The 24,246-nt window shown below is 70.3% G+C and carries 19 protein-coding genes and 2 pseudogenes; 9 read left to right on the top strand and 12 right to left on the bottom strand.

Going from position 1 to position 24,246, the window contains the following annotated elements; all coding sequences use genetic code 11:
* Positions 1-88: 88 nt before the first annotated feature.
* Positions 89-661, top strand: coding sequence for a helix-turn-helix domain-containing protein (locus IEZ15_RS31330; protein WP_189280381.1), 573 nt, complete (start codon positions 89-91; stop codon positions 659-661).
* Between the two features lie 44 nt (positions 662-705).
* A complete protein-coding gene (locus IEZ15_RS31325; protein WP_189280380.1) occupies positions 706-1,266 on the top strand; it encodes a YbaK/EbsC family protein in 561 nt (186 codons plus the stop codon).
* Positions 1,267-1,271: 5 nt separating this feature from the next.
* On the opposite strand, the gene IEZ15_RS31320 is transcribed toward IEZ15_RS31325, so the two are convergent.
* A complete protein-coding gene (locus tag IEZ15_RS31320; RefSeq protein WP_229846212.1) occupies positions 1,272-2,123 on the bottom strand; it encodes an AAC(3) family N-acetyltransferase in 852 nt (283 codons plus the stop codon).
* Between the two features lie 73 nt (positions 2,124-2,196).
* Entirely contained in the window at positions 2,197-2,607 is a 411-nt protein-coding gene (locus tag IEZ15_RS31315) for a CoA-binding protein (RefSeq protein WP_189280379.1), read from the bottom strand.
* Between the two features lie 58 nt (positions 2,608-2,665).
* Between IEZ15_RS31315 and IEZ15_RS31310 the strand changes: the two genes are divergently transcribed.
* The 4 genes from IEZ15_RS31310 (at position 2,666) to IEZ15_RS31295 (ending at position 8,855) form a co-directional block, all read left to right on the top strand.
* Positions 2,666-3,292 (top strand): YigZ family protein, encoded by a 627-nt coding sequence (locus tag IEZ15_RS31310; RefSeq protein ID WP_114243342.1) that lies wholly within the window; start codon positions 2,666-2,668, stop codon positions 3,290-3,292.
* An 80-nt stretch (positions 3,293-3,372) separates the two neighbouring features.
* On the top strand, positions 3,373-4,320 hold the full coding sequence (locus IEZ15_RS31305; RefSeq protein ID WP_189280378.1) for an ornithine cyclodeaminase family protein: 948 nt from the start codon (positions 3,373-3,375) through the stop codon (positions 4,318-4,320).
* Positions 4,321-4,500: 180 nt separating this feature from the next.
* Positions 4,501-5,667 carry an exonuclease SbcCD subunit D gene (locus IEZ15_RS31300; RefSeq protein ID WP_114243341.1) on the top strand — a complete coding sequence of 389 codons (1,167 nt, stop codon included), beginning with the start codon at positions 4,501-4,503 and terminating at the stop codon, positions 5,665-5,667.
* A complete protein-coding gene (locus IEZ15_RS31295; RefSeq protein WP_189280377.1) occupies positions 5,664-8,855 on the top strand; it encodes an AAA family ATPase in 3,192 nt (1,063 codons plus the stop codon). Before IEZ15_RS31300 ends, IEZ15_RS31295 begins: the two co-directional genes overlap by 4 nt.
* Here the strand turns inward: IEZ15_RS31295 and IEZ15_RS31290 are convergent.
* From IEZ15_RS31290 to IEZ15_RS31280, 3 genes are all read right to left on the bottom strand, one after another.
* Positions 8,845-9,303: an Lrp/AsnC family transcriptional regulator gene (locus IEZ15_RS31290; RefSeq protein ID WP_189280376.1), complete on the bottom strand. Its 459-nt coding sequence runs from the start codon at positions 9,301-9,303 to the stop codon at positions 8,845-8,847. The two genes, IEZ15_RS31295 and IEZ15_RS31290, sit on opposite strands and share 11 nt — an antisense overlap.
* 62 nt (positions 9,304-9,365) lie before the next feature.
* Positions 9,366-11,051, bottom strand: a complete 1,686-nt coding sequence (locus tag IEZ15_RS31285) for a DUF885 domain-containing protein (protein ID WP_189280375.1) — start codon at positions 11,049-11,051, stop codon at positions 9,366-9,368.
* A 47-nt stretch (positions 11,052-11,098) separates the two neighbouring features.
* Positions 11,099-11,596 carry an Lrp/AsnC family transcriptional regulator gene (locus IEZ15_RS31280; protein ID WP_189280374.1) on the bottom strand — a complete coding sequence of 166 codons (498 nt, stop codon included), beginning with the start codon at positions 11,594-11,596 and terminating at the stop codon, positions 11,099-11,101.
* Positions 11,597-11,655: 59 nt separating this feature from the next.
* Here IEZ15_RS31280 and IEZ15_RS31275 point away from each other — a divergent pair, with 59 nt between their 5' ends.
* A complete protein-coding gene (locus IEZ15_RS31275) occupies positions 11,656-12,912 on the top strand; it encodes a trans-sulfuration enzyme family protein (RefSeq protein ID WP_189280373.1) in 1,257 nt (418 codons plus the stop codon).
* Here the strand turns inward: IEZ15_RS31275 and IEZ15_RS31270 are convergent.
* The 5 genes and pseudogenes from IEZ15_RS31270 to IEZ15_RS31250 form a co-directional block, all read right to left on the bottom strand.
* Positions 12,848-14,281, bottom strand: coding sequence for a GNAT family N-acetyltransferase (locus IEZ15_RS31270; RefSeq protein WP_229846211.1), 1,434 nt, complete (start codon positions 14,279-14,281; stop codon positions 12,848-12,850). The genes IEZ15_RS31275 and IEZ15_RS31270 overlap by 65 nt on opposite strands.
* Positions 14,282-14,590: 309 nt before the next feature.
* The gene (locus IEZ15_RS31265) at positions 14,591-17,263 is read right to left on the bottom strand and encodes a DUF7824 domain-containing protein (protein WP_189280372.1); all 2,673 of its coding nucleotides are present in this window, start codon (positions 17,261-17,263) and stop codon (positions 14,591-14,593) included.
* The gene (locus IEZ15_RS31260; RefSeq protein WP_189280371.1) at positions 17,260-18,633 is read right to left on the bottom strand and encodes an SWIM zinc finger family protein; all 1,374 of its coding nucleotides are present in this window, start codon (positions 18,631-18,633) and stop codon (positions 17,260-17,262) included. The genes IEZ15_RS31265 and IEZ15_RS31260 overlap by 4 nt, the downstream gene beginning before the upstream one ends.
* Before the next feature lie 72 nt (positions 18,634-18,705).
* A complete protein-coding gene (locus tag IEZ15_RS31255) occupies positions 18,706-20,286 on the bottom strand; it encodes an alkaline phosphatase D family protein (protein ID WP_189280370.1) in 1,581 nt (526 codons plus the stop codon).
* A 300-nt stretch (positions 20,287-20,586) separates the two neighbouring features.
* Positions 20,587-21,006, bottom strand: a pseudogene (locus IEZ15_RS31250) (alpha/beta fold hydrolase); the annotation flags it as partial.
* A 153-nt stretch (positions 21,007-21,159) separates the two neighbouring features.
* Between IEZ15_RS31250 and IEZ15_RS31245 the strand changes: the two are divergent.
* Together IEZ15_RS31245 and IEZ15_RS31240 are read left to right on the top strand one after the other, a co-directional pair.
* Positions 21,160-22,044 (top strand): RNA polymerase sigma-70 factor, encoded by an 885-nt coding sequence (locus tag IEZ15_RS31245; RefSeq protein WP_189280368.1) that lies wholly within the window; start codon positions 21,160-21,162, stop codon positions 22,042-22,044.
* A 112-nt stretch (positions 22,045-22,156) separates the two neighbouring features.
* The gene (locus IEZ15_RS31240) at positions 22,157-22,906 is read left to right on the top strand and encodes an SGNH/GDSL hydrolase family protein (RefSeq protein ID WP_229846210.1); all 750 of its coding nucleotides are present in this window, start codon (positions 22,157-22,159) and stop codon (positions 22,904-22,906) included.
* A gap of 89 nt (positions 22,907-22,995) precedes the next feature.
* Here IEZ15_RS31240 and IEZ15_RS31235 read toward each other — a convergent pair.
* Together IEZ15_RS31235 and IEZ15_RS31230 are read right to left on the bottom strand one after the other, a co-directional pair.
* Positions 22,996-23,244: pseudogene (locus IEZ15_RS31235) on the bottom strand (transposase); the annotation flags it as partial.
* 60 nt (positions 23,245-23,304) lie between these two features.
* A complete protein-coding gene (locus tag IEZ15_RS31230) occupies positions 23,305-24,048 on the bottom strand; it encodes a motility associated factor glycosyltransferase family protein (RefSeq protein ID WP_189280367.1) in 744 nt (247 codons plus the stop codon).
* Positions 24,049-24,246 lie beyond the last annotated feature (198 nt).

Raw genomic sequence — 24,246 nt, 5'->3', positions numbered from 1 at the left:
GCCTCGCAGTACAGTGCGATGAACGGTTGGGTGCACCACACCGTAGTGCAGTATTTTCGACCCTGTCAGCCAAAATATTGGACGGAATGTGTCTGACCTCGATCAGCTCACCCAGTCGCTCGCGCGCAATCTCAAGCGCTGGCGGGGGGAACGCGGCTTCACTCTGGACGCACTCGCCGCCCGTGCCGGGGTCAGCCGCGGCATGATCATCCAGATCGAGCAGGCCCGCACCAACCCGAGCGTCGGCACCACGGTCAAGCTCGCCGACGCACTGGGTGTCAGCATCACCACGCTGCTCGACTACGAGCAGAGCTCACCGGTTCGGCTGGTGCCCGAGAGCCAGGCGGTGCGCATGTGGTCCACGGAGGCGGGCAGTTCCACCACGCTGCTCGTCGGCACGGAGGCCAGAGGGCCGCTCGAACTCTGGGCGTGGCGCCTGATGCCGGGCGACAGCAGCCACTCCGACCCGCACCCCGAGGGCACGGTCGAACTGCTCCACGTCACCGCGGGAGAGCTCACCCTGGTCGTCGACGGAGCTTCGTACTCCGTACCCGCCGGCGGGTCCGCCACGTTCGAGGCGCATCACCCGCACGCGTACCGCAACGACGGCTCCGAGCCGACCGAGGTCACCATGGCGGTCTCCATCCCGCCCGTACGGTGAGACGGCCAACCGGCCGCCCTCGGAACGCTGTTAGCGTTGCGTGCATGCGCGCACCCATCGGATCCTTCGAGAATGCCTGCCCAGCGGTCGACCGTCTCGACCTGCTCACCGAGCCCGTCGCCGCAGCCGTGAGCGAAGGCTGGAGCGGTGTTCCCGCCGCGCAGATCATCCATGTCGACACGGATCCGGCCATCGCCGACACGGCGGTCTTCGTCGAGCACCACGGCGCGGAGCTGCTCGACCGGTCGGCCAACTGTGTCGTGGTGGCGGGCAAGCGCGGCGGTGAAGTGACACTGGCGGCCTGCCTCGTCCTCTCCCACTCCCGTGTCGACGTGAACGGCGCGGTCCGCAAGCACCTGGGCGCTCGCAAGGCGTCCTTCGCCCCGATGGACACGGCGGTCGGTGAGACCGGCATGGAGTACGGCGGAATCACGCCGATCGGACTCCCGGCCGCTTGGCCACTGCTGATCGATCCCGCCGTCGTCGACGAGGAATGGGTACTGATCGGCAGCGGCAGCCGGCGAGGCAAGCTGATCGTCCCGGGCAAGGCGCTGGCGGCGCTGCCGGGCGCGGTGGTCGTCGAGGGTCTGGGCGTCAGGGTCTGAGGTTCTCAGCCGTGCGCTCGGCAGAGGGCCTGAACAGGCGCTCCGTCCCGATGCGAGGACAGCCAGCGGGCCGCGAAGTCGACGGCGTCGGTGAAGCGGAAGAGCCGACTCGTTGCTGACCCCACCGGGCCGATGCGGACAGTCGCACCGTTGTTTGTGCGGGCGAAGTCCGCTCCCAGGGCCGCGAAGTCGCTGTCGTCCAGCGCGACGTCCTCGTACTCCCACCACTGGCGCCGGCCCCCGGACGTCACCACGCAGCGATAGGTGCGGCGGGGCGCGGCAGGCATCCGGTACTCGCCGAGATGGAATGCGGTGCAGGTGCCGAACCCGGTGCCCAGCAGGAGCACTTGGGCCCGCAGGTCGTAGAGCCGGGCCAATGGGGAGTCCTCGCCGAGGTGGCAGTCGGGGCGGTGGTGCGCCACCAGTTTCCGGGCCGAGAGGCCGAGCGCGGCGAAGGATGTCTGCGGGTGGACGCTGCGCGCCGCCCCCGCGGTGAGCCGCACGGCCTCCGCGAGGCGGCCCATCGACGGTGCGGCCGACGTCGCCGGGTCGAAGGGCGGCATGCTCGCCCGAACGGCGTCCCGGGCTCGGTCGGTGAGACCGCGCACCCGATCGAGGTAGTGCGGGGAGGTGTCGGAGTTCTCCGGGGTGAAGGCCGGGACGACGAGGGTGCCGTGCTCGCCGAGGGCGTCCCGTAACGCAGCGACCACCGCCCGGACCCCGCCGCTCACCGACCCCACGGCACGCATCGACGCATGCACCAGGAGGACGCCGTTCCGCTCCACGCCCAGCTCGGACAGTTGCCCGGCCAGCGCGGTTCGGCTGTGGCGGACGGTCGGCTCAGTCGTAGTACTCACAACGGGTCATTCTCCCAGCCGGGCGCCGAGTGTGACACCACGCACATTCGGACGAGAGACGGGGGTGCGGCGGCTACCGGCTCAGCGCGGGAATCTCGATGGCCGGGCAGCGGTCCATGACCATGTCGAGACCGGCCGCCCGCGTGCGGTCGTACGCCTCGGCGTCCACCACGCCGAGCTGGAACCAGACCGCCTTCGCGCCCGCCGCCACCGCATCGTCGGCCACGCCGCCGGCAAGTTCACTGTTGACGAAGACGTCCACCACGTCGACCGGGAACGGTATGTCGGCCAGCGAGGAGTAGCCGTCCTCGCCATGGACCCGCTCCGCCTTCGGGTGCACCGGGACCACCCGCTTGCCGAAGCGCTGGAGCACCTCGGCGACGCCGTAGGCCGCGCGCGACCGGTTGTTGGACAGGCCCACCACCGCCCAGGTCTCGCCCGTGTCCCGGAGAATCCTGCGGATCGTCTCTGCGTCTGCGTACATGATCGGCACAACGGACAGTGGCCCCGGACCATTCCCGGCCGGGGCATAGGGTGGCCGGATGCAGGAGCAGTACCGGACAGTCGCCCGAGCGGGCGTGCACGAGACCGAGATCAACAGGTCGCGCTTCATCTGCGCGCTCGCCCCCGCCGCCACCGAGCAGGAGGCGCAGGACTTCGTCGCACGCATCCGCAGGGAACACCCGACCGCCACCCACAACTGCTTCGCCTACGTGATCGGCGCCGATGCCTCCGTACAGAAGGCGAGCGACGACGGAGAACCCGGTGGCACCGCGGGCGTACCCATGCTGCAGATGCTGACACGCCGTGAGATGCGGTACGTCGTGGCCGTCGTCACCCGCTACTACGGCGGTGTGAAGCTCGGTGCGGGCGGACTGATCCGGGCATACGGGGGAGTGGTCGGGGAGGCCCTCGACGAACTCGGCACCATCATCCGGCAGCGGTTCCGCCTTGCCACGATCACCGTCGGCCATGAGCGCGCGGGCAAGCTGGAGAACGACCTGCGAGCCACCGGGCGGAGTGTCCGCGAGGTCCGCTACGCGGAGGCTGTCGTCATCGAGATCGGGCTGCCGGACGCCGATGTCGAGGGGTTCCGAGGCTGGCTGGCGGACGCGACAGCGGGTGAGGCCGAGCTGGAACTGGGCGGCGAGGCGTACGGGGACGCCTGACCGGGTCTCCATGTCCCCACAGTTGTCTCCGGGGCCCCGGGTGCTGCCGGGGCCTGATCCGCCCCACGGACAATGGGCGCATGACCCGACTCCTGACCAGCAGTGATCTCTTGGCCGTCCTCGATCCGGAAGCCTCACTGAAGGCCCTGCGCGAGGGGTTTCGCCAAGCCGATTCCTCGACGGTCACCGGGCAGCGCGTGCGCACGGATCTTCCCTTCCCGGGCACGGCGACGGTTCTGATACCCGGGCTGCTGCCAGGCATTGATGCGTACACCGTCAAGGTCAATGCCAAGTTCCCGGGTGCCCGGCCGGCGCTGCGTGGTGTGATCTGTCTGCACAGCGGCCGGGACGGCGAACTCCTCGCCCTTCTCGACTCCGCCACCGTCACGGCATGGCGGACCGGACTGGCCGCTGCCCTCGGTACTCATGTCATCGCCGCTCCTGACCCTGCGGGCGAAGCGGTGCTGGGCGTCGTCGGCGCGGGCGCACAGGCCGAGATCATGGTCCGCGGACTCCGGAGCCTGCGGAGCTTTTGCGATCTCGTGGTGCACGACACCGATCCGGGACGCGCAGCGGAATTCGCCGCCCGGCACCACGGCCGGGTCCTCGGCTCCGCGACCGAAATCGCTGCGGCCACGGATGTCGTCCTGCTCTCCACCTGGTCGCGCGCACCCGTGCTGAACCTTGCCGACAGCCGCCCCGGACAGCACTTCACCACGCTCGGCGCCGATGAACCCGGCAAGCAGGAACTCTCCGCCGACCTGCTCGCCGCTGCCCTCCTCGTCGTCGACGACCGTGAGCAGGCCGCGGCGATGGGCGCCCTCGCCGCAGCGGGACTGCCGGCCACCGCCGCGGACGCCACCCTCGGCGAACTGCTCGGCGGCGCGCATCCCGGCCGCACCTGCGGCACGACCCGCTCCGTCTACGCACCCGTCGGGCTCCCCTGGCAGGACCTGGCCGTCGCCTGGGACGCGTACCGGCAGGCGGAACGGCTCTCGGTAGGAACCCGGATCGATCTTCTCGGCTGAAGTCCCGGCGACGGTCGGCGGTGGTGGGAGACTGTGGTCGGTGAGGAAACCGGGGCTCGCCGGTGTCGGCGTGGTCGGTGCAGACGACGAGGGCGCGCGACGGCCCGGTGTGATCGCGGTGCGAGGCAGACATGGGCCCCGGGGGCGGAGAAAGAGAACAATGCAGGTCGGAGCCGGCTCTTGAGAATTCTGCACACATCGGACTGGCACCTGGGGCGGTCGTTCCACCGGGTCTCCCTGCTCGAAGCCCAGGCCGCGTACCTGGACCACCTGGTGGCGACGGTGCGCGAGAACGAGGTGGACGCGGTCCTCGTCGCGGGTGATGTGTACGACAGGGCAGTCCCGCCGCTGTCCGCGGTCGAACTCTTCGACGACGCACTGCACCGGCTCGCCGCCGCCGGGGTGCCCACCGTGATGATCTCCGGGAACCACGACTCCGCACGCAGGCTGGGCGTCGGCGCGGGCCTGATCGGGCGGGCCGGAATCCATCTGCGTACCGACCCCGCCCACTGCGCCACCCCCGTCGTCCTGCCCGATGCACACGGCGACGTGGCGTTCTACGGGCTGCCCTACCTGGAACCGGCCCTGGTGAAGGACGTCTTCAAGGCGGAGCGCGCCGGGCACGAGGCGGTGCTGACAGCAGCCATGGACCGGGTACGCGCCGACCTTGCGAGCCGCCCGGACACCACCCGGTCCGTGGTGCTCGCCCACGCCTTCGTCGCGGGCGGCGAGCCCAGCGACAGCGAGCGCGACATCACCGTCGGCGGGGTGGCTGCCGTACCCGCCGGAGTCTTCGACGGCGTCGACTACGTGGCGCTCGGGCATCTGCACGGCTGCCAGACCGTCACCGATCGGGTCCGCTACTCGGGCTCGCCGCTCGCGTACTCCTTCTCCGAGGCCGCCCACCGCAAGACGATGTGGCTGATCGACCTCGACGCCTCGGGAACGATCGGCGCCGAGCGCATCGACTGCCCGGTGCCCCGCCCGCTCGCCAGACTCCGCGGCCGCCTCGACACCCTCATCGACGACCCCGCGCTGGAGCAGTACCGGGAATCCTGGGTGGAGGCCACGCTCACCGACCCGGTGCGCCCGGTCGAGCCCATGGCTCGCCTCGTCGAGCGGTTCCCGCACACACTCAGTCTCGTATTCGAACCCGACCGGGCCCCCGACGACCCGCTCGCCTCGTACGCACAGCGCCTCAAGGGGCGCGACGACCAGCAGATCGCGGAGGACTTCGTGGCACATGTGCGGGGCGGTTCCGCAGCGGACGAGCGGGAGAGAACGGTGCTGCGCGGCGCCTTCGACCATGTGCGGGTGGACGACAGCGTGCGCGAGGTGAACCGTTGAGACTCCACAGGCTCAGCCTCACCGCCTTCGGGCCGTTCGGCGCCACGCAGGACATCGACTTCGACGCACTCTCCTCGGCCGGGCTCTTTCTGCTGCACGGGCCGACCGGTGCCGGAAAGACCTCGGTCCTCGACGCCGTCTGCTACGGCCTCTACGGCGCGGTGCCCGGCGCCCGCCAGAGCCCCGGCACCTCGCTGCGCAGCGACCACGCCCCGGCAGACCTCCCCACCGAGGTCAAGCTGGAACTGACCGTCGGAGGCCGGCGCCTCGAAGTCACCCGGAGCCCCGCACAGCCCCGCCCCAAGAAGAAGGGCAACGGCTTCACGACGGAGAAGGCCCAGAGCCGGCTGCGGGAGTACGACCCCGACGACGGCTGGCAGCCGCTGAGCCGCTCGCACCAGGAGATCGGCGAGGAGATCACCCAGCTCATCGGGATGAGCCGGGACCAGTTCTGCCAGGTGGTGCTCCTGCCGCAGGGTGACTTCGCACGCTTCCTGCGCGCCGATGCCGAGGCGCGCGGCAAACTGCTCGGCAGGCTCTTCGACACCCGCCGGTTCGCCGCGGTCGAGGAGCGCCTGGCCGAGCTGCGCCGTACCGCCGAAGCACAGGTCAGGGCCGGGGACGAACGCATCCTCGCGGTCGCCCAGCGGATCGCCCAGGCCGCCGGACCGGCCTTTAGCGAATCGCCGCTGCCCGACATCCAGCCCGGCGAACCGGGGCTCGCCGAGGGTGTGCTGGAGTGGGCCGCGACGGCCCGCAGCAGCGCCCGGGAACGGCTCGACATCGCCGAGTCCGTACTGGCCATGGCCGAAGGCCGGCAGTCGGCCGCACGCCTGGCCCTCGACAGCGAGCGCGAACTCGCCGGACTCCAGCAGCGTTACGAGGAGACGCAGCGACGCGCCACCGCAGTCGAAGTCGGCCGCCCCGACCACGACCGACACCACGAACGGCTGGCGCGGGCCCGCAAGGCAGACCTCGTCGCCCCCGCACTGGAGCTGCGCGACGATGCCGAGCGTGCTTACCGCACGGCCCGCGATGCCCGTGACCGCGCCCGTGCACTGCTGCCCGACACTCTGGGCGACGCCGGTGCCGAACAACTGGCGGAACTGGAGCGAAGCCTGCGGCAGAAGCTCGGCGGGCTCGACGCCGCGAAGCGCGCCGAGCGGCGCAGCGCGGAGATCGACGCCGAGCGGGCCGGACTGGAGCGCCAGGCCCGGGCCGACGACGAGCTGATCCACGAGGCGAGAGGCTGGCTGGCCGGTTGGGAATCGACACGCCACGACCTGCGGGCACGCATCGAGGAGGCCCAGGAAGCCGCCACTCGAGCCGAACAGCTCGCCGGGCGGCTGGAGCCGGCCCGTGCACGGTTGGAAGCGGCCCGCCGCCGCGACGCGCTGGCCATCCAGGCGTCGGCCGCCGCCGAGCGGCTGGCCGCAGCCCGTGAGCAGGCCTCGGGTGCCCATGAGTCGTGGCTGGAGCTTCGCGAACGACGACTGCGCGACATCGCCGCAGAGCTGGCTGCGGAGCTGGTGGACGGCGAGGACTGCAAGGTGTGCGGCTCGGCCGACCACCCCAAGCCCGCCCGCGCGGCCGACGGGCATGTCGACCGGGCCACCGAGGAGAGGGCTCTCGACGCGTACCGGCGGGCCGAGGAGGCGCGCACGGAGGTGGACCGGGAGCTCGGGGTCGTACACGAGAAGCACATGGCGGCCCGGGTTGCCGCACAGGCGGCCGTGCCGCAGCCGAGGGACGGCGCCGATGCCGCCGAGCCGGCTGTGTCCGGGCGGTTGGCCGGGGTTGTCGCCGCTGATTCGGCTGCGCGGCAGCCGGTGTCCGGGGCTGAGGTGGTTGCCATCGATGCGGCCGACTCCGAGCAACCCCTTCCGGGTGTCGCCACCGAGTCCCTCGCCGACCCCACCGTCACCGAACTCGGCGCACTCGTCGACCGGTTGACGCGCATGCATGCGCAGGCGCATCGGTCCGCTGCCGGTATGCACGCGGCGCGCGAGGCCCTCGCAGCCGCCGAGCGGGAACAGGCCGAGCGCCTCGAGAGCCGGCAGCTGGCCGAGCGCCGGGCCGCGGCCCGCACTTCCCTGCGGGAAGGCCTGGACCGTGAACAGATCGCACTGGAGACCGAGTTGGCGACGGCCCGCGGTGAGTCCGGCAGCGTCGCCGAGCACGCCGAGCTGCTGGAGCGCCGGGTCGGTCTGCTCGCCGAGGCCGCCGAGACGGTACGGGAGGAGGAGACGGCCGCACAGCGCCGCAAGGAGGCCGACGGCCGGCTCGCGGACGCCGCGTTCCGGGCCGGGTTCGACACCCCGCAGGCCGCGGCCGCGACCCTCCTCACCGATGCCGAACAGCGCGAACTCCAGCGTCTCATCGACGCCTGGCAGTCCGAGGCGGCCGCCGTTGCCGACCGTCTCGCCGAGACCGTGACCCGAGCAGCAGCCGACGGCCCGCGAGCCGAGGTCGATGTCGCGCGGACCGCACACGACATGGCCGAGCGGCAGCTGCGGGACGCCTCCGCGGCACTGGCCGCCGCACGCGAGCGCTGTGCCGAGCTCGACCGGCTGTCGCGCAGCGCCGCGGACGAGGTGCGCAGGCTCGGTCCGCTGCGCGAGGAGTACGACCGGGTGGCACGGCTGGCCGGGCTCACGGCCGGTACCTCCGCCGACAACGAACGCAAGATGCGGCTGGAGTCGTACGTGCTCGCAGCCCGGCTCGAACAGGTCGCCGCAGCCGCCACCGCACGGCTGCAGCGCATGTCGTCCGGCCGCTACACGCTGGTCCACTCCGATGCCCGCACCGGAGGCCGCAGGTCGGGCCTCGGCCTGCATGTCGTCGACGCGTGGACCGGCCGCGAGCGCGATACGGCGACGCTCTCGGGCGGCGAGACATTCTTCGCCTCGCTCGCCCTCGCGCTCGGCCTCGCCGATGTCGTCACCGACGAGGCGGGCGGCGTACGCCTGGACACCCTCTTCATCGACGAGGGCTTCGGCAGTTTGGACGACCAGACCCTCGACGAGGTGCTCGACGTACTGGACTCGCTGCGCGAGCGGGACCGCAGCGTCGGCATCGTCAGCCATGTCGCCGACCTGCGCCGCCGTATCCCCGCACAGCTCGAAGTGGTGAAGGAGCGGCACGGATCGGCGGTACGGCACCGCACCACGGGCGAGGTCAGCGGCTGATGGCACGCCGGGGGAGCGGCGAGGAGCAGACGACGCTCGTGGTCACGGAGCCGAGGGCGCCGATCTTCCCCGAGACCTCCTCCAGGTGACTCATCGAGCGTGCGGTGACCTTCAGCACGAAACAGTCGTCGCCGGTGACATGGTGGGCCTCCACGATCTCGGGAGTCGTGTCGAGCAGATCGTGGAACGGCTTGTAATTGCCGTTCGGACAGCGCAGCCGTACGAGAACGAGAATCGGCAGTCCGAGCCGGTCGGGGTCGACCACCGCGGCGTAACCGCTGATCACCCCTGCCTGCTCCAGTCTGCGCACCCGCTCGGTCACGGCGCTCGGGGACATCGCCACCGCCCGCGCCAACTCCGCGAACGTCGCGCGCCCTTCACGTTGCAGGACATCGAGGATGCGCCAGTCGGTGGCGTCCGGGCCGGATGAGTGCCCCCTCCCGGTCACTCCCGCCGGAACGTTCCATCAGGAGTGCCGAAAAAGCAGGAGGGGAGGGGGCGAGAGGCGGGTCAGAGCTTGGACAGCTCATCCACGAGATCGTCGAGTCCGAGCGGCCCCTGCGACAGGGCGGCCATGTGCCAGGCCTTGGCGTCGAACGCGTCACCGTGTGCCTTGCGGGCGTTCTCCCGGCCGAGCAGCCAGGCGCGTTCGCCCAGCTTGTAACCGATGGCCTGCCCCGGCATCGAGAGATAGCGGGTGAGTTCGCTCTCCACGAAGTCGGCCGGACGGCCGCTGTGGTTGCCGAAGAACTCCTGGGCCAGCTCAGGGGTCCACCGCTCGCCGGGGTGGAACGGGGAGTCCGCGGGGATCTCCATCTCCGCGTGCATACCGATGTCCACGATCACCCGGCAGGCCCGCATCATCTGCGCGTCCAGATAGCCGAGGCGGCGCTCGGCGTCCGGCAGGAAGCCGAGTTCGTCCATGAGCCGCTCCGCGTACAGCGCCCACCCCTCGGCATTGGCGCTGACACCGCCGATCGACGCCTGGTAGCGGGAGAGGCTGTCGGCGACATGCGTCCACTGGGCGATCTGCAGGTGGTGGCCCGGCACACCCTCGTGGTACCAGGTGGAGACCAGGTCGTACACCGGGAAGCGGGTCTCGCCCATGGTGGGCAGCCAGGTGCGGCCGGGGCGCGAGAAGTCCTCGGACGGGCCCGTGTAATACGGGGCCGCGGCGCCGCCGGGCGGCGCGATGCGGGACTCCACCTTCCGTACCCGTTCGGCGAGTTCGAAGTGAGTGCCGTCGAGGGCCTCGATCGCCTCGTCCATCAGACTCTGCAGCCAGGCCTGGACCTCATCGACCCCTTCGATGTGCTTGCCGTGCACATCCAGATGGGCCAGCGCCTCCCAGGGACCCGCGCCGGGCAGGACCTTCTCGGCCTCGGTCCTCATCTCGGCGAGCAGCCGGTGGTATTCGGACCAGCCGTAGGCGTACGCCTCGTCGAGGTCCAGGTCGGTGCCGTTGAAGTAGCGTGACCAGCGCGCGTACCGCTCACGGCCCACCGTGTCCGGCGCACCCTCGACCGCGGGGGCGTACACATCGCGCATCCAGTCGCGCAGCGCCGCGACCGACTCGGTGGCACGGCGGGCGCCGTCGTCCAGATCGGTACGCACAGACGCCGGGCCGGCGGCAGCGAATTCCTGGAAGAATCCCGTCCCGCCGTCGCCGGACCACTCGTCGAGCTGGTCGATGAAGGTGGCCGTGGCGCGCGGTCCGCCGAACAGTTTGCGCTCCAGGCCGAGCGCGAGCGACTCGCGATAACCCTCCAGCGCGGCGGGAACCGCTCGCAGCCTGTCCACGACCGCCGCCCAGTCCTCGTCGGTCTCGGTCGGCGTCACCGTGAACACCTCACGGATGCTGTGCGCCGGGGAGGCGAGGTTGGAGACCGTACGCAGCCCCTCATCGGCCTCATGGACGGCGAGTTCCGCCGTGAGGCGCTCACGCAGCAGGCGGCCGCAGCGGCGCTCGGCATCGCTGTCCGCGCCGGGCAACTGCTCGGCGGCATCGAGCTTCGCCAGGGTGGTGCGTGCGAGCTCGGCACGAGCTTCCTGCCCCGCGGGGGAGAAATCGGGAAGGCGGCGCGAACTCTCCGCAACACCAAGATAGGTGCCGGCGATCGGGTCGAGTTCGATGAATGCGTCGACGTAGGTGTCGGCGACCTGACGGGGGAGCGCGCTGCTGGGAATGTCTGACATGCGGACATCCTCGTACGGCGGGGCCCCCGCGTCATCATGATTCGGCCTCAGTGGCCAGTCCCGGCCGATCCTGAGGACGGTGGCAGCAGCGGTCCGCACTCCCACTGTTGGAAGATCAGCCGGGTCTCGACCCTGGCCACTTCGCGGCGTGAGGTGAATTCGTCCAGTACGAGGCGTTGCAGATCCGCGGTGTCGGTGACCGCGACATGGACCAGGTAGTCGTCGGGCCCGGTCAGATGAAAGAGCGCGCGGGACTCGGGCAGCGTCCTGATGCGTTCGACGAACGGGCCGATGAGCTCTCTGCGGTGCGGACGGACCTGTACGGAGAGCAGCGCCTCCAGGCCGCGGCCCAGCTTCGCCGGGTCCAGACGCAGCTGATGGCCGAGAATGACGCCGGAGCGGCGCAGCCTGGCCACCCGGTCCAGGCAGGTCGACGGTGCGACCCCGACCTCGGCGGCCAGCTCGCGGTAGGTGGTCCGGGCATCGTTCTGCAGCAGTCGCAGAATGTGCAGGTCCACCGGGTCCAGAACGACTGAATCGGCCATCTGCCGAACGTAGCACGGAGCCTTCGCATAAAGGTCCGGTATTTGTTCAGGGTTATGTCATGGACACAGAATCCTCGATGGCGCCCTCGACGACAACCCGTTCCAGGGCGCTGGCCACCGAAGCCGTGCACGCAGGCCGCGACGATCTCGCGGCCCTGGGCCTGCATGCCCCGCCGATCGATCTGTCCACCACCTACCCCTCGTACGACTCCAGGGGCGAGGCCGAGCGGATCGACACCTTCGCCGCCACCGGAGCCAGGCTCGAAGGACCGCCCGTCTACGCACGGCTGGACAACCCGACGACGGGCCGCTTCGAGACCGCCCTCGCCCGGCTCGAAGGAACAGAGAGTGCCGTGTCGTTCGCCAGCGGAATGGCGGCGCTCACCGCCGTCCTGCTGGTCCGGGCAAGCATGGGACTGCGCCATGTGGTCGCCGTCCGGCCGCTCTACGGCTGCAGCGATCACCTTCTCGGCGCCGGTCTGCTGGGCACCGAAGTGACCTGGACCGACCCTGCGGGCATTGCGGAGGCCATCCGTCCGGACACCGGGCTGGTGATGGTGGAGACGCCCGCCAACCCGACGCTCGCCGAGGTCGACATCCGCGCGATCGCGCACTCCTGCGGTTCCGTGCCGCTGCTCGTCGACAACACCTTCGCCACGCCCGTACTCCAGCGACCCGTCGAGCACGGCGCGCGGATCGTGCTGCACAGCGCCACCAAGTACCTCGGTGGGCACGGCGATGTGATGGGCGGGGTCGTCGCCTGCGACGAGGAGTTCGCGGCCCGCCTGAGGCAGGTGCGCTTCGCCACCGGCGGGGTGCTGCACCCGATGGCCGGGTATCTGCTGCTCCGCGGCCTCGCCACGCTCCCGGTTCGGGTGCGGGCGGCCTCCGCGAGCGCCGCCGAACTGTCCCGCAGGCTGACGGCCGATCCGCGTATCGCCCGGGTCCACTACCCGAAGCTTGGCGGGGCGATGGTCTCGTTCGAGGTGTACGGGGATCCGCACCGCGTGATTTCGGCCGTACGTCTCATCACACCCGCGGTCAGTCTCGGCAGTGTGGACACTCTGATCCAGCATCCGGCCTCCATCAGCCACCGCATTGTGGATGAGGGAGACCGGCAGGCGTCCGGCGTCGGGGACCGGCTGCTGCGGATGTCGGTCGGTCTGGAGGATGTCGAGGATCTGTGGGCCGATCTGTGCCAGGCACTGAGCTCACAGGAGGCGGGCCGTCAGGAAGTCCTCCGTCAGGAGGTCAGCGGCCGGCCTGCTCGTACGGCGGCAGCGAACGGACCGGAGTTGCGTCCAACCGTGCGGTGATGACCAGAGTGCCCTCCTCGATCTGGTAGTCGAGCGGCAGGGACAGCGCACGCATGGCCGCGACCATGCCGGTGTTGGAGGCCTGGGTGACGGCGTAGACGCTTTCGCAGCCTGCCTCGATGGCGAGCGTCACCAGGCGTCCGAGGAGCTCGGAGCCGATCCCGCGGCGCTGCCATTCGTCCTCGACCAGGAGGGCGACCTCGGTCTCGTCGCCGTCCCAGAGGAGGTGGCCGAGGGCGACCAGGCGGCCCGAGGCCGTCTGCACGGCCAGAGTGCGGCCGAAGCGAGGGCTCAGCAGATGGTCCAGGTAGCGGTCGGCGTCACGGACCGGGCCGTGGTACCTCAGCCGCAGCGTCTGCTCGGAGCAGCGGTCGTGCATGGCGCGGGCCTCTTCGAGGTCGTTGCGGTCCGCGCGGCGCACGGTGATCTCGTTGCCCTCGGGAAGGGTGAGTACCTGCTCGCTGCGCGGCATACGGGGGCCGAGCCGGGCGTCGAGCTCTACCAGGGCGCGGGCCCGGGCGAACTCGGTCGGGGTGAACGGAAGGTAGGGCCGTTCGACGGTGATGGCACCTCCGGACGGGTCGCGCAGCCGCATCACCGTCTCCTCCAGCACGCCCTCGACGGGCGCGGTCCCACCGGTTGTGCGGCCGGTGAGCGAGACGGCGGGCAGCGAATGGATCGTGCAGCGGCCGAGCAGCTGACGCAGGGCGAGGGGGAGTTCGGCGGCGTCCAGGGCCGTGCGTGTGGCGAGGCCCAGGATGCGCGTCGGGGCGTCCACCAGGTCGTGCGCGTCGGCCCGCTCGATCCAGGTGGAGGAGCCGCCCGCGGCGGAGATCGCCCGGCTCAGCTGCTGGGCCTGGAGCGGGGCGGGGGCACGCAGCAGGAACTCGTCGACCGTGCCCTCTGCCAGCGGGTGTGTCTGCAGGGTGAGGATGTCGACCCGCTGCCGGGCGAGCGCGACGCACAGCGCGGCCAGACTGCCCGGGATGTCCCGAACGGTGGTACGCATCCGCCACAGCACCGCGTTCTCGGGGGACAGGGCCGGGCCTGTGGTGGCGGGCGTGGTCACGAGCGCGGTCGCGGCGGCGTCGGTGCGGTGGGACACGCTGTCGCTTTCGGGGATGAGGTCGGTGCGGGTCGGCGGCGGGGCGTGGCTGTGGCGACGTGCCCACCAGGTGTGGAACGCGGCTGTGGCGGCCAGGGCCACGGCCGAGGCGATCAGGAGATACGGTCCGTCCGGCTGGTGTCCGATCAGGTTGGCGATCGCGTCGGCCACCGCGACCGCGGTGAACAGTGCGGCCAGCTCGGTCACGTCCCGCCGCCAGTGGTGGGAGCGGCGGGCGGTCTTGGCGGATGTCACGTCAGTCATGCCTTCACTGTGACTGAGCGGTGTTGCCTGATCACGAACGCTCTGTGACTGATCGGTTAAGTGTGGGTCTGGTCCCCTATCACCGGTTTTGGCGGATTAATGTCTTGATCGATTGTGGTTCGCAGCAGTATTGCGGCCTCCTTTGGGCCCGGGCCATGAGACGGCGGCACGGCAGCTCCCGTCCGGGCCCGGACCCCCGAGCACCGGGCCGGGACAGGGGCCGCCGCGCCGGACGGGACCTGCCCTGTCAGGGCAGAACCCAGCACCCCGGACAGGTCGCTGCGGGTTACGCCAGGATGTCCTGGGTGGTCATGTCAGTACCGAACCTTGCTCCCAGGCCGCCTTCAGGCGCGCTGCTTGACGTACCAGCTGCGAGGATCCGCCGCGTGCGGCAGTTTCGGCGAGCCCGAGTATCGGCTCGGTGCCTGTCGCACCGCAGTGCTCCACGCATTCGGCGGCCACGGAGAGCAGGTCGCTCAGCCCGCGAGGTCCCTTCTTGCGCGCCAGCAGTCCCGGCAGAACGGGGGCCAGTACGCAGAGTACTGTCCGGTATGCCCCGGTGGCTGCCGCGGTACGGGTGGAATCCGCGATACGACTGGGCTTCACCAGGCTGTGGTCGTGGAGGATCGCGAGCATCTTGCCGAGCAACGCCGCGTCCAGCCGCTGCTGGGCCGCGAGTATGAGCAGGGCGTCCACCGCCGACAGCCGGTCCTCCGGATGTCGGGCTCCCAGCCCGTATGCCACGGTCAGATGTATGGCCTCGGAGGCGGGCCCGCCGAGTTCGACGAGTGCGGTGAGCGGCTGGGCCGAGCCCCTCAGTTCATCGGTCGTACAAGTTGCGATGCTCGGCAGCAGCCATGCGGCCAGTGTCTCGCCGTCCTCGGGCAGCGTGGCGAGCCAGGACCCCGGCTGGTCGCCCCAGTGGTAGCAGATGCGATGGCGCGGCGTATGCGGATGGCCCAGCCAGTGGAAGGAACGAGGGAACTCCCGCTGGATGAAAGGGCGTTCGTTGCTGGCCATCAGGACGCGCCGGTTCCAGTCGGTCGGCTGTCGCATGTCCCAGCCATGGGCCAAGGACGTCTGCTTCTCCAGATCGAACCGGAATACGGGCGCGAGCGGCTCGTCGGCCTGCAGCCAGGCGGCCAGCCGGTCACCCTCCGGGGTGCCGAGCAGGGCGGCCGCCGCCGCGGCCTCGTGCTGACCGTTGCGCCGCACGCGCAGCAGGGCCTGGGCGAAATCCGCGTCTCCGGGCCGGATCCCGAGCTGCTGATACGTACGCAGTCGCTCGACCAGCACAGCAGGGTCGAGCGAGCCGGTGTGCCATGTCGGAAAAGCCAGCAGGAACGGTGCGCTGCCGCTCAGCACGGCGTCGGCGGCCTCCCACAGCCGGGCCTTCATCACCCCCTTGAGCGCGGCATGGACGCAGGTCCCGGTGCCGGTCCAGGCGGCGCGTCCGTCCTGCACGGCCTGCACCGGCACCCGTCCGAGCAGTACGGCCACGACGAGCTCGATACCCGCCTCCGAGCGGAGCCGCCGCTCGACCTCCGGCAACGGTTCGTCGTCGAGCCACCACTGACCCGCCAGCGCATCACGCAGCGCGTCGGTCAGCGCCGACCGATCGGTGTGGGCATGGCGGACCAGTCCGTCCAGCGCCCGCTCGAAGGCGGTGACATCGCGCGATGCGGATCTCGCCAGGACCACCACCTCCTCGACGAGCTCGGGCAGCGTCGCCGGTGCCGGTTCGAGACGATGCAGGGGCGGAGCGGGTGGCAGCAGCTCCTCGTACGGCTCAGCAGCCGACCGGTCGCCCAGCAGGTCGCCGAACACCTCGGCCGCAGCGGTGCGGTGAGCCGGTCCCAACAGCGAGGCGGACAGGGAAAGTTCTTCCCGCACCGGGTCACCGACGACGGGCAGGTACCGCGCCACGAGTTTGAGCGCCCGCTCCTGGATGGCGATGTCCTCATGCCCGAAGGCCTCCGCGACGACGGGCAGCAGTTCGTCGGCCGTCGACGGATCGCGGCGCAGTGCCTTGCCGATCAGTACGAGCTGAGCCCGGACCAGCTTCTTCTCGGTGCGGAAGAGCACCGAACCCGACATATCTGCCAGGGCCCGCACGGGCAGTTCTCCGCGCTCGCCCAGACGACCGAGCGCCTCCTGGGCATGGCCGGCCACGGTGGAGATCCCGTCCGCGGCCATGCCGATCCAGTCGGCGACCCGCTCGGCCTCCTCCTGCTCGGTCAGCGCGAGCCGGCGCAACACGGCCAGGAAGAACCGGAGATCGCCGGGCTTTCCGCCGCGCAGGAGCCGGGTCACACAACTGTTGACGAGCACCGACCGCTCCAACAGGCCCTCGTCCGCGAGGGAGGCCAGCGCCTCGGGCCAGTGGCACGGGTTGTCGGCTTCATCGATCCAGGTCACCTGTGGCGGCAGTTCCGCCACCTCGAACAGGAGCGGCACCAGAACGGTCAGATGCGGGTCGGCACGGAGGATGTCGCGCAGCGGTTGCGTCCTCTGCCGGCGCCAGGGTGCGGTCGACACTGTCTCGGCCCAGCCCTGCACGAAGCCGTCAGTGGTGGGCACCGGGCATTGAGCGATCTTCACCAGCCCGGAGATGAGCTCGTACGCGGTCTCCGCCGTCGCGGCCCGCCCCGCCAGCCGATGCGCGACGTCACCGAGCCAGGCAGGGTCACGGTCCGCCAGGACTTCGAGAACCAGCGGGTACGGGGACCGTGTCCAGCCCAGCAGATCCCGGCCCCCGATCCAGGTGGCGCAGCCCGCGGCGCCGGTGTGACAGCCCGCCCCGGCCACCAGCAGGGCCTTCCTGATCTTGTCCTGTTCGCGCCAGTGCCAGCTCCGCGCCTCCTTGCGGAGCTCCTTCAACTCCGCCAGCGCCGAACGGCGTTCGGCCTTGTCCAGCCGGGCCAGCAACGCCGGCACGTCTTGCTTGCGACCTTCCCGTACTGCGGTGAGCAGCTCCTTCATCGCACGCCTCCGACGACCGGTGCACCGCGACGGACCATCCGGACGGCCAGCGCGTGCTTGCACGGGCCCCGCCGCCCGCGGTAGTCCGCCCACCACTGGCACGTACAGCTCGACATCCCGTCCTTCTCCCTCACCTGGTAGCGGCGCTCTCCCGAGGCCACGGCCGCCACTTCCCCGTCGAGCACGACTGCGCCCGAGCCGGCCAGCTGCCGCGCCGCCACCAGCCGCGGATTGTGCCGCTCGGCCCGGTCGGCGTCGTACGGCAGCTCGCGGTGGAAGTAGGCCGCGTCGGCAAGGTCGTAGCCGACCCGGCCCGCTGTCCCCAGCCGGGTGAGTGCGGCCCGCACCCGCTCCACCGTCAGACCCGACTGCTCCGCGAGGTCGGCGGGTTCGATCCGCGGCTCCCAGGCCAGGAGCACGGAGACCAGCTCGGCGTCGGCCGCGGCATCGTCGGTGGCCAGCGCATCGAGCACCCCGCCCTCGCCGGAGAACCCGCGTGAGGCATCGGGCGACAGCGTCAGGGTGAGCCGCATGCCCGGCAGCACCACCTCCCAGGCGCTCGCGGTCGCCGCCCCGTCGGCCACCGGCCCGTACACCCGCAGTGACGTCGCATGACGCAACACACGCTGCAGTGCCACCAGCCGCTCGGGGCCCGGCAAACACACCGCCCCCGCCACCGGCCGTGTCGTCGGCCGCAACGTCTTCCCGGCGGGAACCACCCACTGCGCGCCCCGCGAGGCATTCCCCGACGAACGAGGCAGCGAACGCAGGAACCGTACGGCCTCCGCGGCCGACAACTCGGCCCGCAGATCGAAACCGGCGGACACCACCTGCGCCTCGGCGAAGCCGCGCAACCACCGGTCAGGCAAGGGCACCTTCTTCTCCACGACCGGACCGTCCATGGTGGTGACGGCCAACTCGTCCGGCCCCACCCGCATGTGCAGTGGATCGTCCACCGCTATCCGGGAAAGAGCCTCCCGCAGCGGGTTGTTCACATCCACATTCGTCGTACCGTGACCCGTCCGCGCACCGTCCAGACCGTCCCGCAGCACATCGAGGCGCGCATACACCCCGCAACAGCCGGAGAACGACTCAAAGCGCAACCGGTCGCCGTTGCCCGTCACCACCGGGTCGAGCGAGGCGGGCAGGGTGCGCTGGTAATAGCGCGCGGACGCCACGTCCGCCACGGCCAGCAGGCCGCGGGCAGCGATTCTCGGCGATGTGAGAAATCCGGAGAAGAACCGGGGGTGGGGCTCGGCGCCCCGCGGCGTGTGACCACCGGCGGTCTCCAGGCCGAGGAACTGTCCGGTCTGCGAGGACTCCAGAGCGGACGGGCGTGCGTAGGCCAATGCCTGAACGGATCGGGTCATGCAAAAACCGTAGAACCCACCGCTGACAGTCGGCCCCGGCCACTGCCCGGGGCCGACTGTCAGCGTGCTGAATCACTGTCCGACGCGCCCCGGCTGCAACACCTTGCTGAACAGTACAGAACCGCCCTGCGCCCGAAGCCGCACGGTCAACTCGCCGCTGTCGCCGTCGATGTCGACCTCACCGAAGAACTGCGGAGACTCCATCGGTGACACATTCGCGCGGTCGGGCGCCCGCACGAAGACCCGGTCGGGACCGAACGTTGCGTCGAGTGCGTTGGCCGGGAACTGACCGGCTGCCAGCGGCCCGGACACGAACTCCCAGAAGGGTGCGAAGTCCTTGAACGCTGCGCGCTCGGGCTCGTAGTGCTGCGCCGAGGTGTAGTGCACATCGGCTGTCAGCCAGACCGTGCCGGTGATCCGCCGGTGCTTGATGTACCGGAGCAGTTCAGCGATTTGGAGCTCACGGCCGAGCGGGGCTCCGGGATCGCCCTGTGCGACCGCTTCGAAATCCGTCGCACCGTCGGTGACCACCAGCCCCAGCGGCATGTCTGCGGCGATCACCTTCCACACCGCGCGGGACCGCGACAACTCGTGCTTGAGCCAGCTGAGCTGCTCGGCGCCGAGGATGCCGGTGGTGTCGTCGGGCTGCCGGCCAGGGGAATTGGCGTTGCGGAAGGACCGCATGTCGAGGACGAACACATCGAGCAGCGGACCGTGCCGCACCACTCGGTGCATCCGCCCCTCGTCGGACGAGGCATGCAGCGTGGACACCGGGAAGTACTCGCGGAACGCCCGCATCGAGCGATCCGCCAGCACATCGACGTTCTTCTCGGTGTAGCGGGAGTCGTCGAGGATCTGCCCGGGATACCAGTTGTTGCGTACCTCGTGGTCGTCCCACTGAACGATCGAAGGCACCTGCGCGTTGAAATCGCGGAGGTTGCGATCGAGCAGGTTGTAGCGGAAGTTCCCGCGGTACTCGGCAAGGGTCTCGGCGACCTTCGCCTTCTCCTGCGTGGTGACATTGCGCCAGACCCGCCCGTCGGGCAGGGTCACGCTCGGCTCGATCACGCCGTCCGCGTAGATGTTGTCGCCGCTGCAGAGAAAGAAGTCCGGGTCGAGACGGCGCATCTCGTCGTACACCACGTAGCCGCCGATGTCCGGGTTGATGCCCCAGCCCTGCCCCGCGATGTCGCCGGACCACAGGAAGCGCACCCCGTCCCGGCGCCGGGCGGGCGCGGTCCGGAAGGTTCCGTACACCGGTTCGCCGGTGCGACGGGGGTCTTCGGGATCGGAGAGCGTCACCCGGTAGTGGACCTGCTCACCCGGTGGCAGCCCATACAGCGGTGTCGTCCCGGTGAAGTCCGTGTCGGAACCGACCAGCGGACCGTGCCATGTGCGGGCCCGCCGGAAGGACTCCGTCGCCGATGTCTCCACGACCATCCTGGCCGGACGGTCCGACCGGACCCAGACCAGCGCGGACGAGGCGGTGACATCGCCGACCTGCACGCCCCAGGCCGCGCGCGGCCTGCCGGACAGAGCGAAGGCGGGCGCCGCGGCGCCCACCACGGGGAGTGCCAGCGCCGCCGAAGCGGCGAGCGAACCGCGCAGCACACCGCGGCGGTCGAGGGACGGAATACGCGGACGGTACGACATCGAGGCGCCTCCGGGGCAGTGGACAGCGGACGAACGGCCGGCTGGTCGACCGACCCCACCCTTGTGCCCGTCTGCGGCGCGCACACCAACCTCGGATGAACACCCGGCCCCGGCCCTCACCGATGTCGGGTCCGCTGTCGTATCGCTGAGCCGCTGCCGGCAACCGCACACCCTGCGCGATGTCCTGGGGAGCCAGATGTGCGTAGCCGAGAACCATGCTCACCGTTCGGTCCGTGGCGGGCACGGTGCCGAAGTCGCCCAGTGGCCGCAGGGCCGCTCCTGCCTCGGCGCCCGTCAGGAGAAGGCATGGCGCCGCTCGCTCTGCGTCCAGAAACCGGCGGGCGACAGCGCCGTCACCGACCGCACGAGCTTCTCGCGGCCCAGCTCCGGGGCCAGCAGACCGCCCAGCGAATTGCCTGTCACATGCGGCCGGTCCAGGCCGAGCTCCTCGCAGAACGCACCGAGCACCGGAGCCATGCTCGCCAGGTCGTACGGAACACCGTCGGGCAGCGCCGAGGAGGCACCGAAACCAGGAAGGTCCACGGCTGCCACATCCCGTTCCACGGCCAGGACGGGAAGCACCGGATCCCAGGCCTGACGGTGATGGCCGATGCCGTGGAGCAGGAGCAACGGCTCTCCGGAACCGGTCCGTTTATACGCCACGGACACGGTCCGAGGCCCTTGCGGTGAGCCGACGCCGAACGAGACCGTGGTGGCCATGCTGGTGCTCCCGGGGTGATCCAGCATGAACGGGCCATGCCTGAAGGCGACTTAGACGTCTCGTCAACAACAATTACCGCTCGGTAGCTTGCAGTTCGAGAGGCCGCGCGGTTCGTGCTGGACAGTCTGCGGACTCTCGGCTGGGATGGAGGGGTGACAGTCGACACCGCGACCGACATCTTCGAGGACCACCGCCCCGTGCTCACCGGGGTTGCCTACCGCATGCTGGGCGGGATCGCCGACGCCGAGGATGTGGTGCAGGAGGCATGGCTGCGCTGGTCGTCCGCATCACGTGAGGAGGTACGGGAGCCGCGCGCCTTTCTCGTGAGGATCATCACCCGTCTCGCCATCGACCGGCTGCGGCAGGTGCAGTCGCGGCGCGAGGCGTACGTCGGGCCGTGGCTGCCGGAGCCCCTCGTCACCGACTTCGGACCGACCGTGCCCGATGCCGCGGAACAGGCGGTTCTCGCCGACTCCGTATCGGTCGCCGTGCTTGTCGTCCTCGAATCGCTGTCGCCGCTGGAGCGGGCCGTCTTCGTCCTGCGCGAGACGTTCGGTTTCCCGTACGCCGAGATCGCCGCCACCCTGGACCGGACCGAGGCCGCGGTACGGCAGCTCGCAGGACGTGCGCGGCACCATGTCGAGGAGCGCAAACCGCGCTATGACGTCGACCCGGCCCGGCGTCGTGACCTCACGGAGCGGTTCCTCGCGGCGGCGGCGGGCGGTGACATCGAGAAGCTGCTGGCCCTGCTCGCACCCGATGTGCGCCTCGTCGGCGACAGCGGAGGAAAGTCCAAGGCGCCGCTGCGGATCATCGAGAGCGCCGACAAGGTCGGCCGCTTCCTCTTCGCCGTGACTCACGAGCAGACCCAGGACCTCGACATCCGGTTCCTGGAGCTCAACGGTGCACCGGGCCTGCTCGTGCTCTCGGACGGAAAGCCCGACTCCGTCTTTCAGGTGGACGTCAGGGACGGGCTCATTCAGTGCGTATATATCGTGCGCAATCCGGACAAGCTCATCAGTCTGACAGGAGTGTAGTCGGACCTCCGGGCCGCTGGGCGCGCCCCCGGCCGTCGCGGGCGCCTGCGGTTTACTCAGGGACCCTCTGTCGCCCCTGCCCGAAGCCCCACGGGCTGCCCGGCCGTGGGGCTTGGGCCGTGTCTCCTTCCCAGGCGCCCTCGTCGAGCACTTCTGGCAAGAACAGGAGCTGCTGCTGCCCGGCATGACGGTCCCGCCGCAGCAGGACGCGCTCAAGCAGGACACCCAGCTGGCCGTGGGAAGCATGGGCGGCAACACGCTGGGCTTCAACCGCATCCTGAAGCAGTGTTCCGACGAGCTCCGGGGCCACCCCCTGCTGCCGGGAGAGCCGGTGGATGGGGACAAGCCGGCCTCAAAGTGCGGTGAGTTCTTCGAGTCCGGGGACGGCAAGCGGTGGCTGGACGGTCGGTTCGAGCAGGTCGGTGGGGATCTGGAGGAGCTGCTCGACCGCATCGGCTACTTCGCCCCCGACGCGAAGCGCGTCCTGGTCGGCTACCCCCGGCTCGTGCCCGAGGACACCACCAAGTGCCTGACCGCGGCGCCCGGTCAGACGGAGCTGCCGTTCGCCGACATCTCCAAGGACGCTCTGCCGGTCCTGGACCAGATCCAGAAGCGGCTGAACGACGTCATGAAGAAGGCCGCCGCTGACGCCGAAGGCGGCGCCGACTTCGTCGACCTCTACGCCCACACCGGCGGCAATACGGCGTGCGACGGCGCCGACCGGGGCATCGGCGGCCTGCTGGAGGACTCCCAGATCGATCTCGGAGCCAAGGTCCCCTGGTATGCGCATCCCAATGAGAAGGGCCGCGACATCCAGGCCGAGCAGGTGGCCGACACGGTCGAGCAGATCCTCAACCGGTAGGAGGGCATGCGGCCCCGCCGGCCATCCAAGGGCGCGGAGGTCTGCGTGCCGACGAGGTGCAGGTGGTGGACCGAAGTCTGGAACCTCGGTCATCTGCGGCTCCAGATGAGGATGGCGGCAAGGTGGAGTGCGGCCTGGCAGGCGATGGCGAGCTTGTCGGTTCTCATGGCCAGGCCGCGCCACTGCTTGAGCCGATTGATACAGCGTTCCACCGCGTTGCGCTGCTTGTACGCTTCGGCGTCGAAGGCGGGCGGCCGGCCACCGGCACGGCCGCGCCGCCGGCGGTGACCGACCTGGTCCGAAGGCTGAGGGATGACGGCACGGATTGCCGTCCGGCGTGGGCATCCGTGGAACTATCCAACCTGGTACGGAAGTCCGGCGTCGTCACCGGGAGTCTGTCATGCGGAGTCGCGGCGCAGCACCAGGCGTTCGGGAAAGCGCTCCTCCACCCCCGGCAGGAACAGTTCCTCCCCGGCGAAGGCGGCCTTGACCGCCGCGGGAAAGGACAGTATGGGTGGGTAGTTCTCGTGGTGGTCGAGCAACTCCGGGCGGAAGAAGCGGGAGTCGTCTCCCAAGCCGTCGCTGACGATGTCGGGGCAGAGCTGATCCAACCCGTGGGCGTAGACGAGCGCACGGATGCCTCCGTCCGCGCAGACCTCGGCGTATGAGCCCAGGATCAGGGCGCGTGCGTGGAGCTCGCCCTCGACGGTGAGCATGGCGTTGCGGTCTCCGAGTGCCCCAAGACAGGCACCGCTGACGCGGACATCGCCACCGACGAACACACGGATGTTGTCGGCGAAATACAGCAAGGGGGCGTTCAGGCTCCCGGTCACGATCACGAGCCCCGGGGTGTAGTCGCACGTCGCGAGATCCACGGGGGCGGTGGACGTGAGGTCGCCGTCCACCACCACGAAATACGGGCCGTCGCCGGTCTCGACCGGCTGCGTCGTCGTGCATCCAGAGGGGTAGACCCGCACCGTCGGCGGTGCGCCCCAGTACTCGAACGCCTCCAGCGCCCACGACCACTCGCGGCCGGGAAACTGTTCGAGGATCTCCGGGATCGAACTCGCCTGGCCTTCTTCGTCGAGCTGCACGGCTTCGTTCTCCTTCGTGATGTGGCCGGCCTGCGGTACCCGGCCCATCCGAGCATGGCGCCGTCTCCCCGTGTGCGTCTCGACCGGCGCCAGTGTCAGTAGAACTACGCAATCGGCCACGGAAACCACCGGAACCTCCCTGCTCATGACCAACGGCCTGGTCACATGTTCTACGTTCCGTCAGGTCCGGCGTCCGGCCTGCCGGGGTCCGTTGTCAGTGCGCTGTCCAGGAGTCCTCACCATGAG

The sequence above is a fragment of the Streptomyces atratus genome (assembly GCF_014648655.1).
Lineage (GTDB): Bacteria > Actinomycetota > Actinomycetes > Streptomycetales > Streptomycetaceae > Streptomyces > Streptomyces atratus.
The sequence above is the reverse complement of the archived record's forward strand: the minus strand, read 5'-3'. Positions and strand labels throughout refer to the sequence as shown.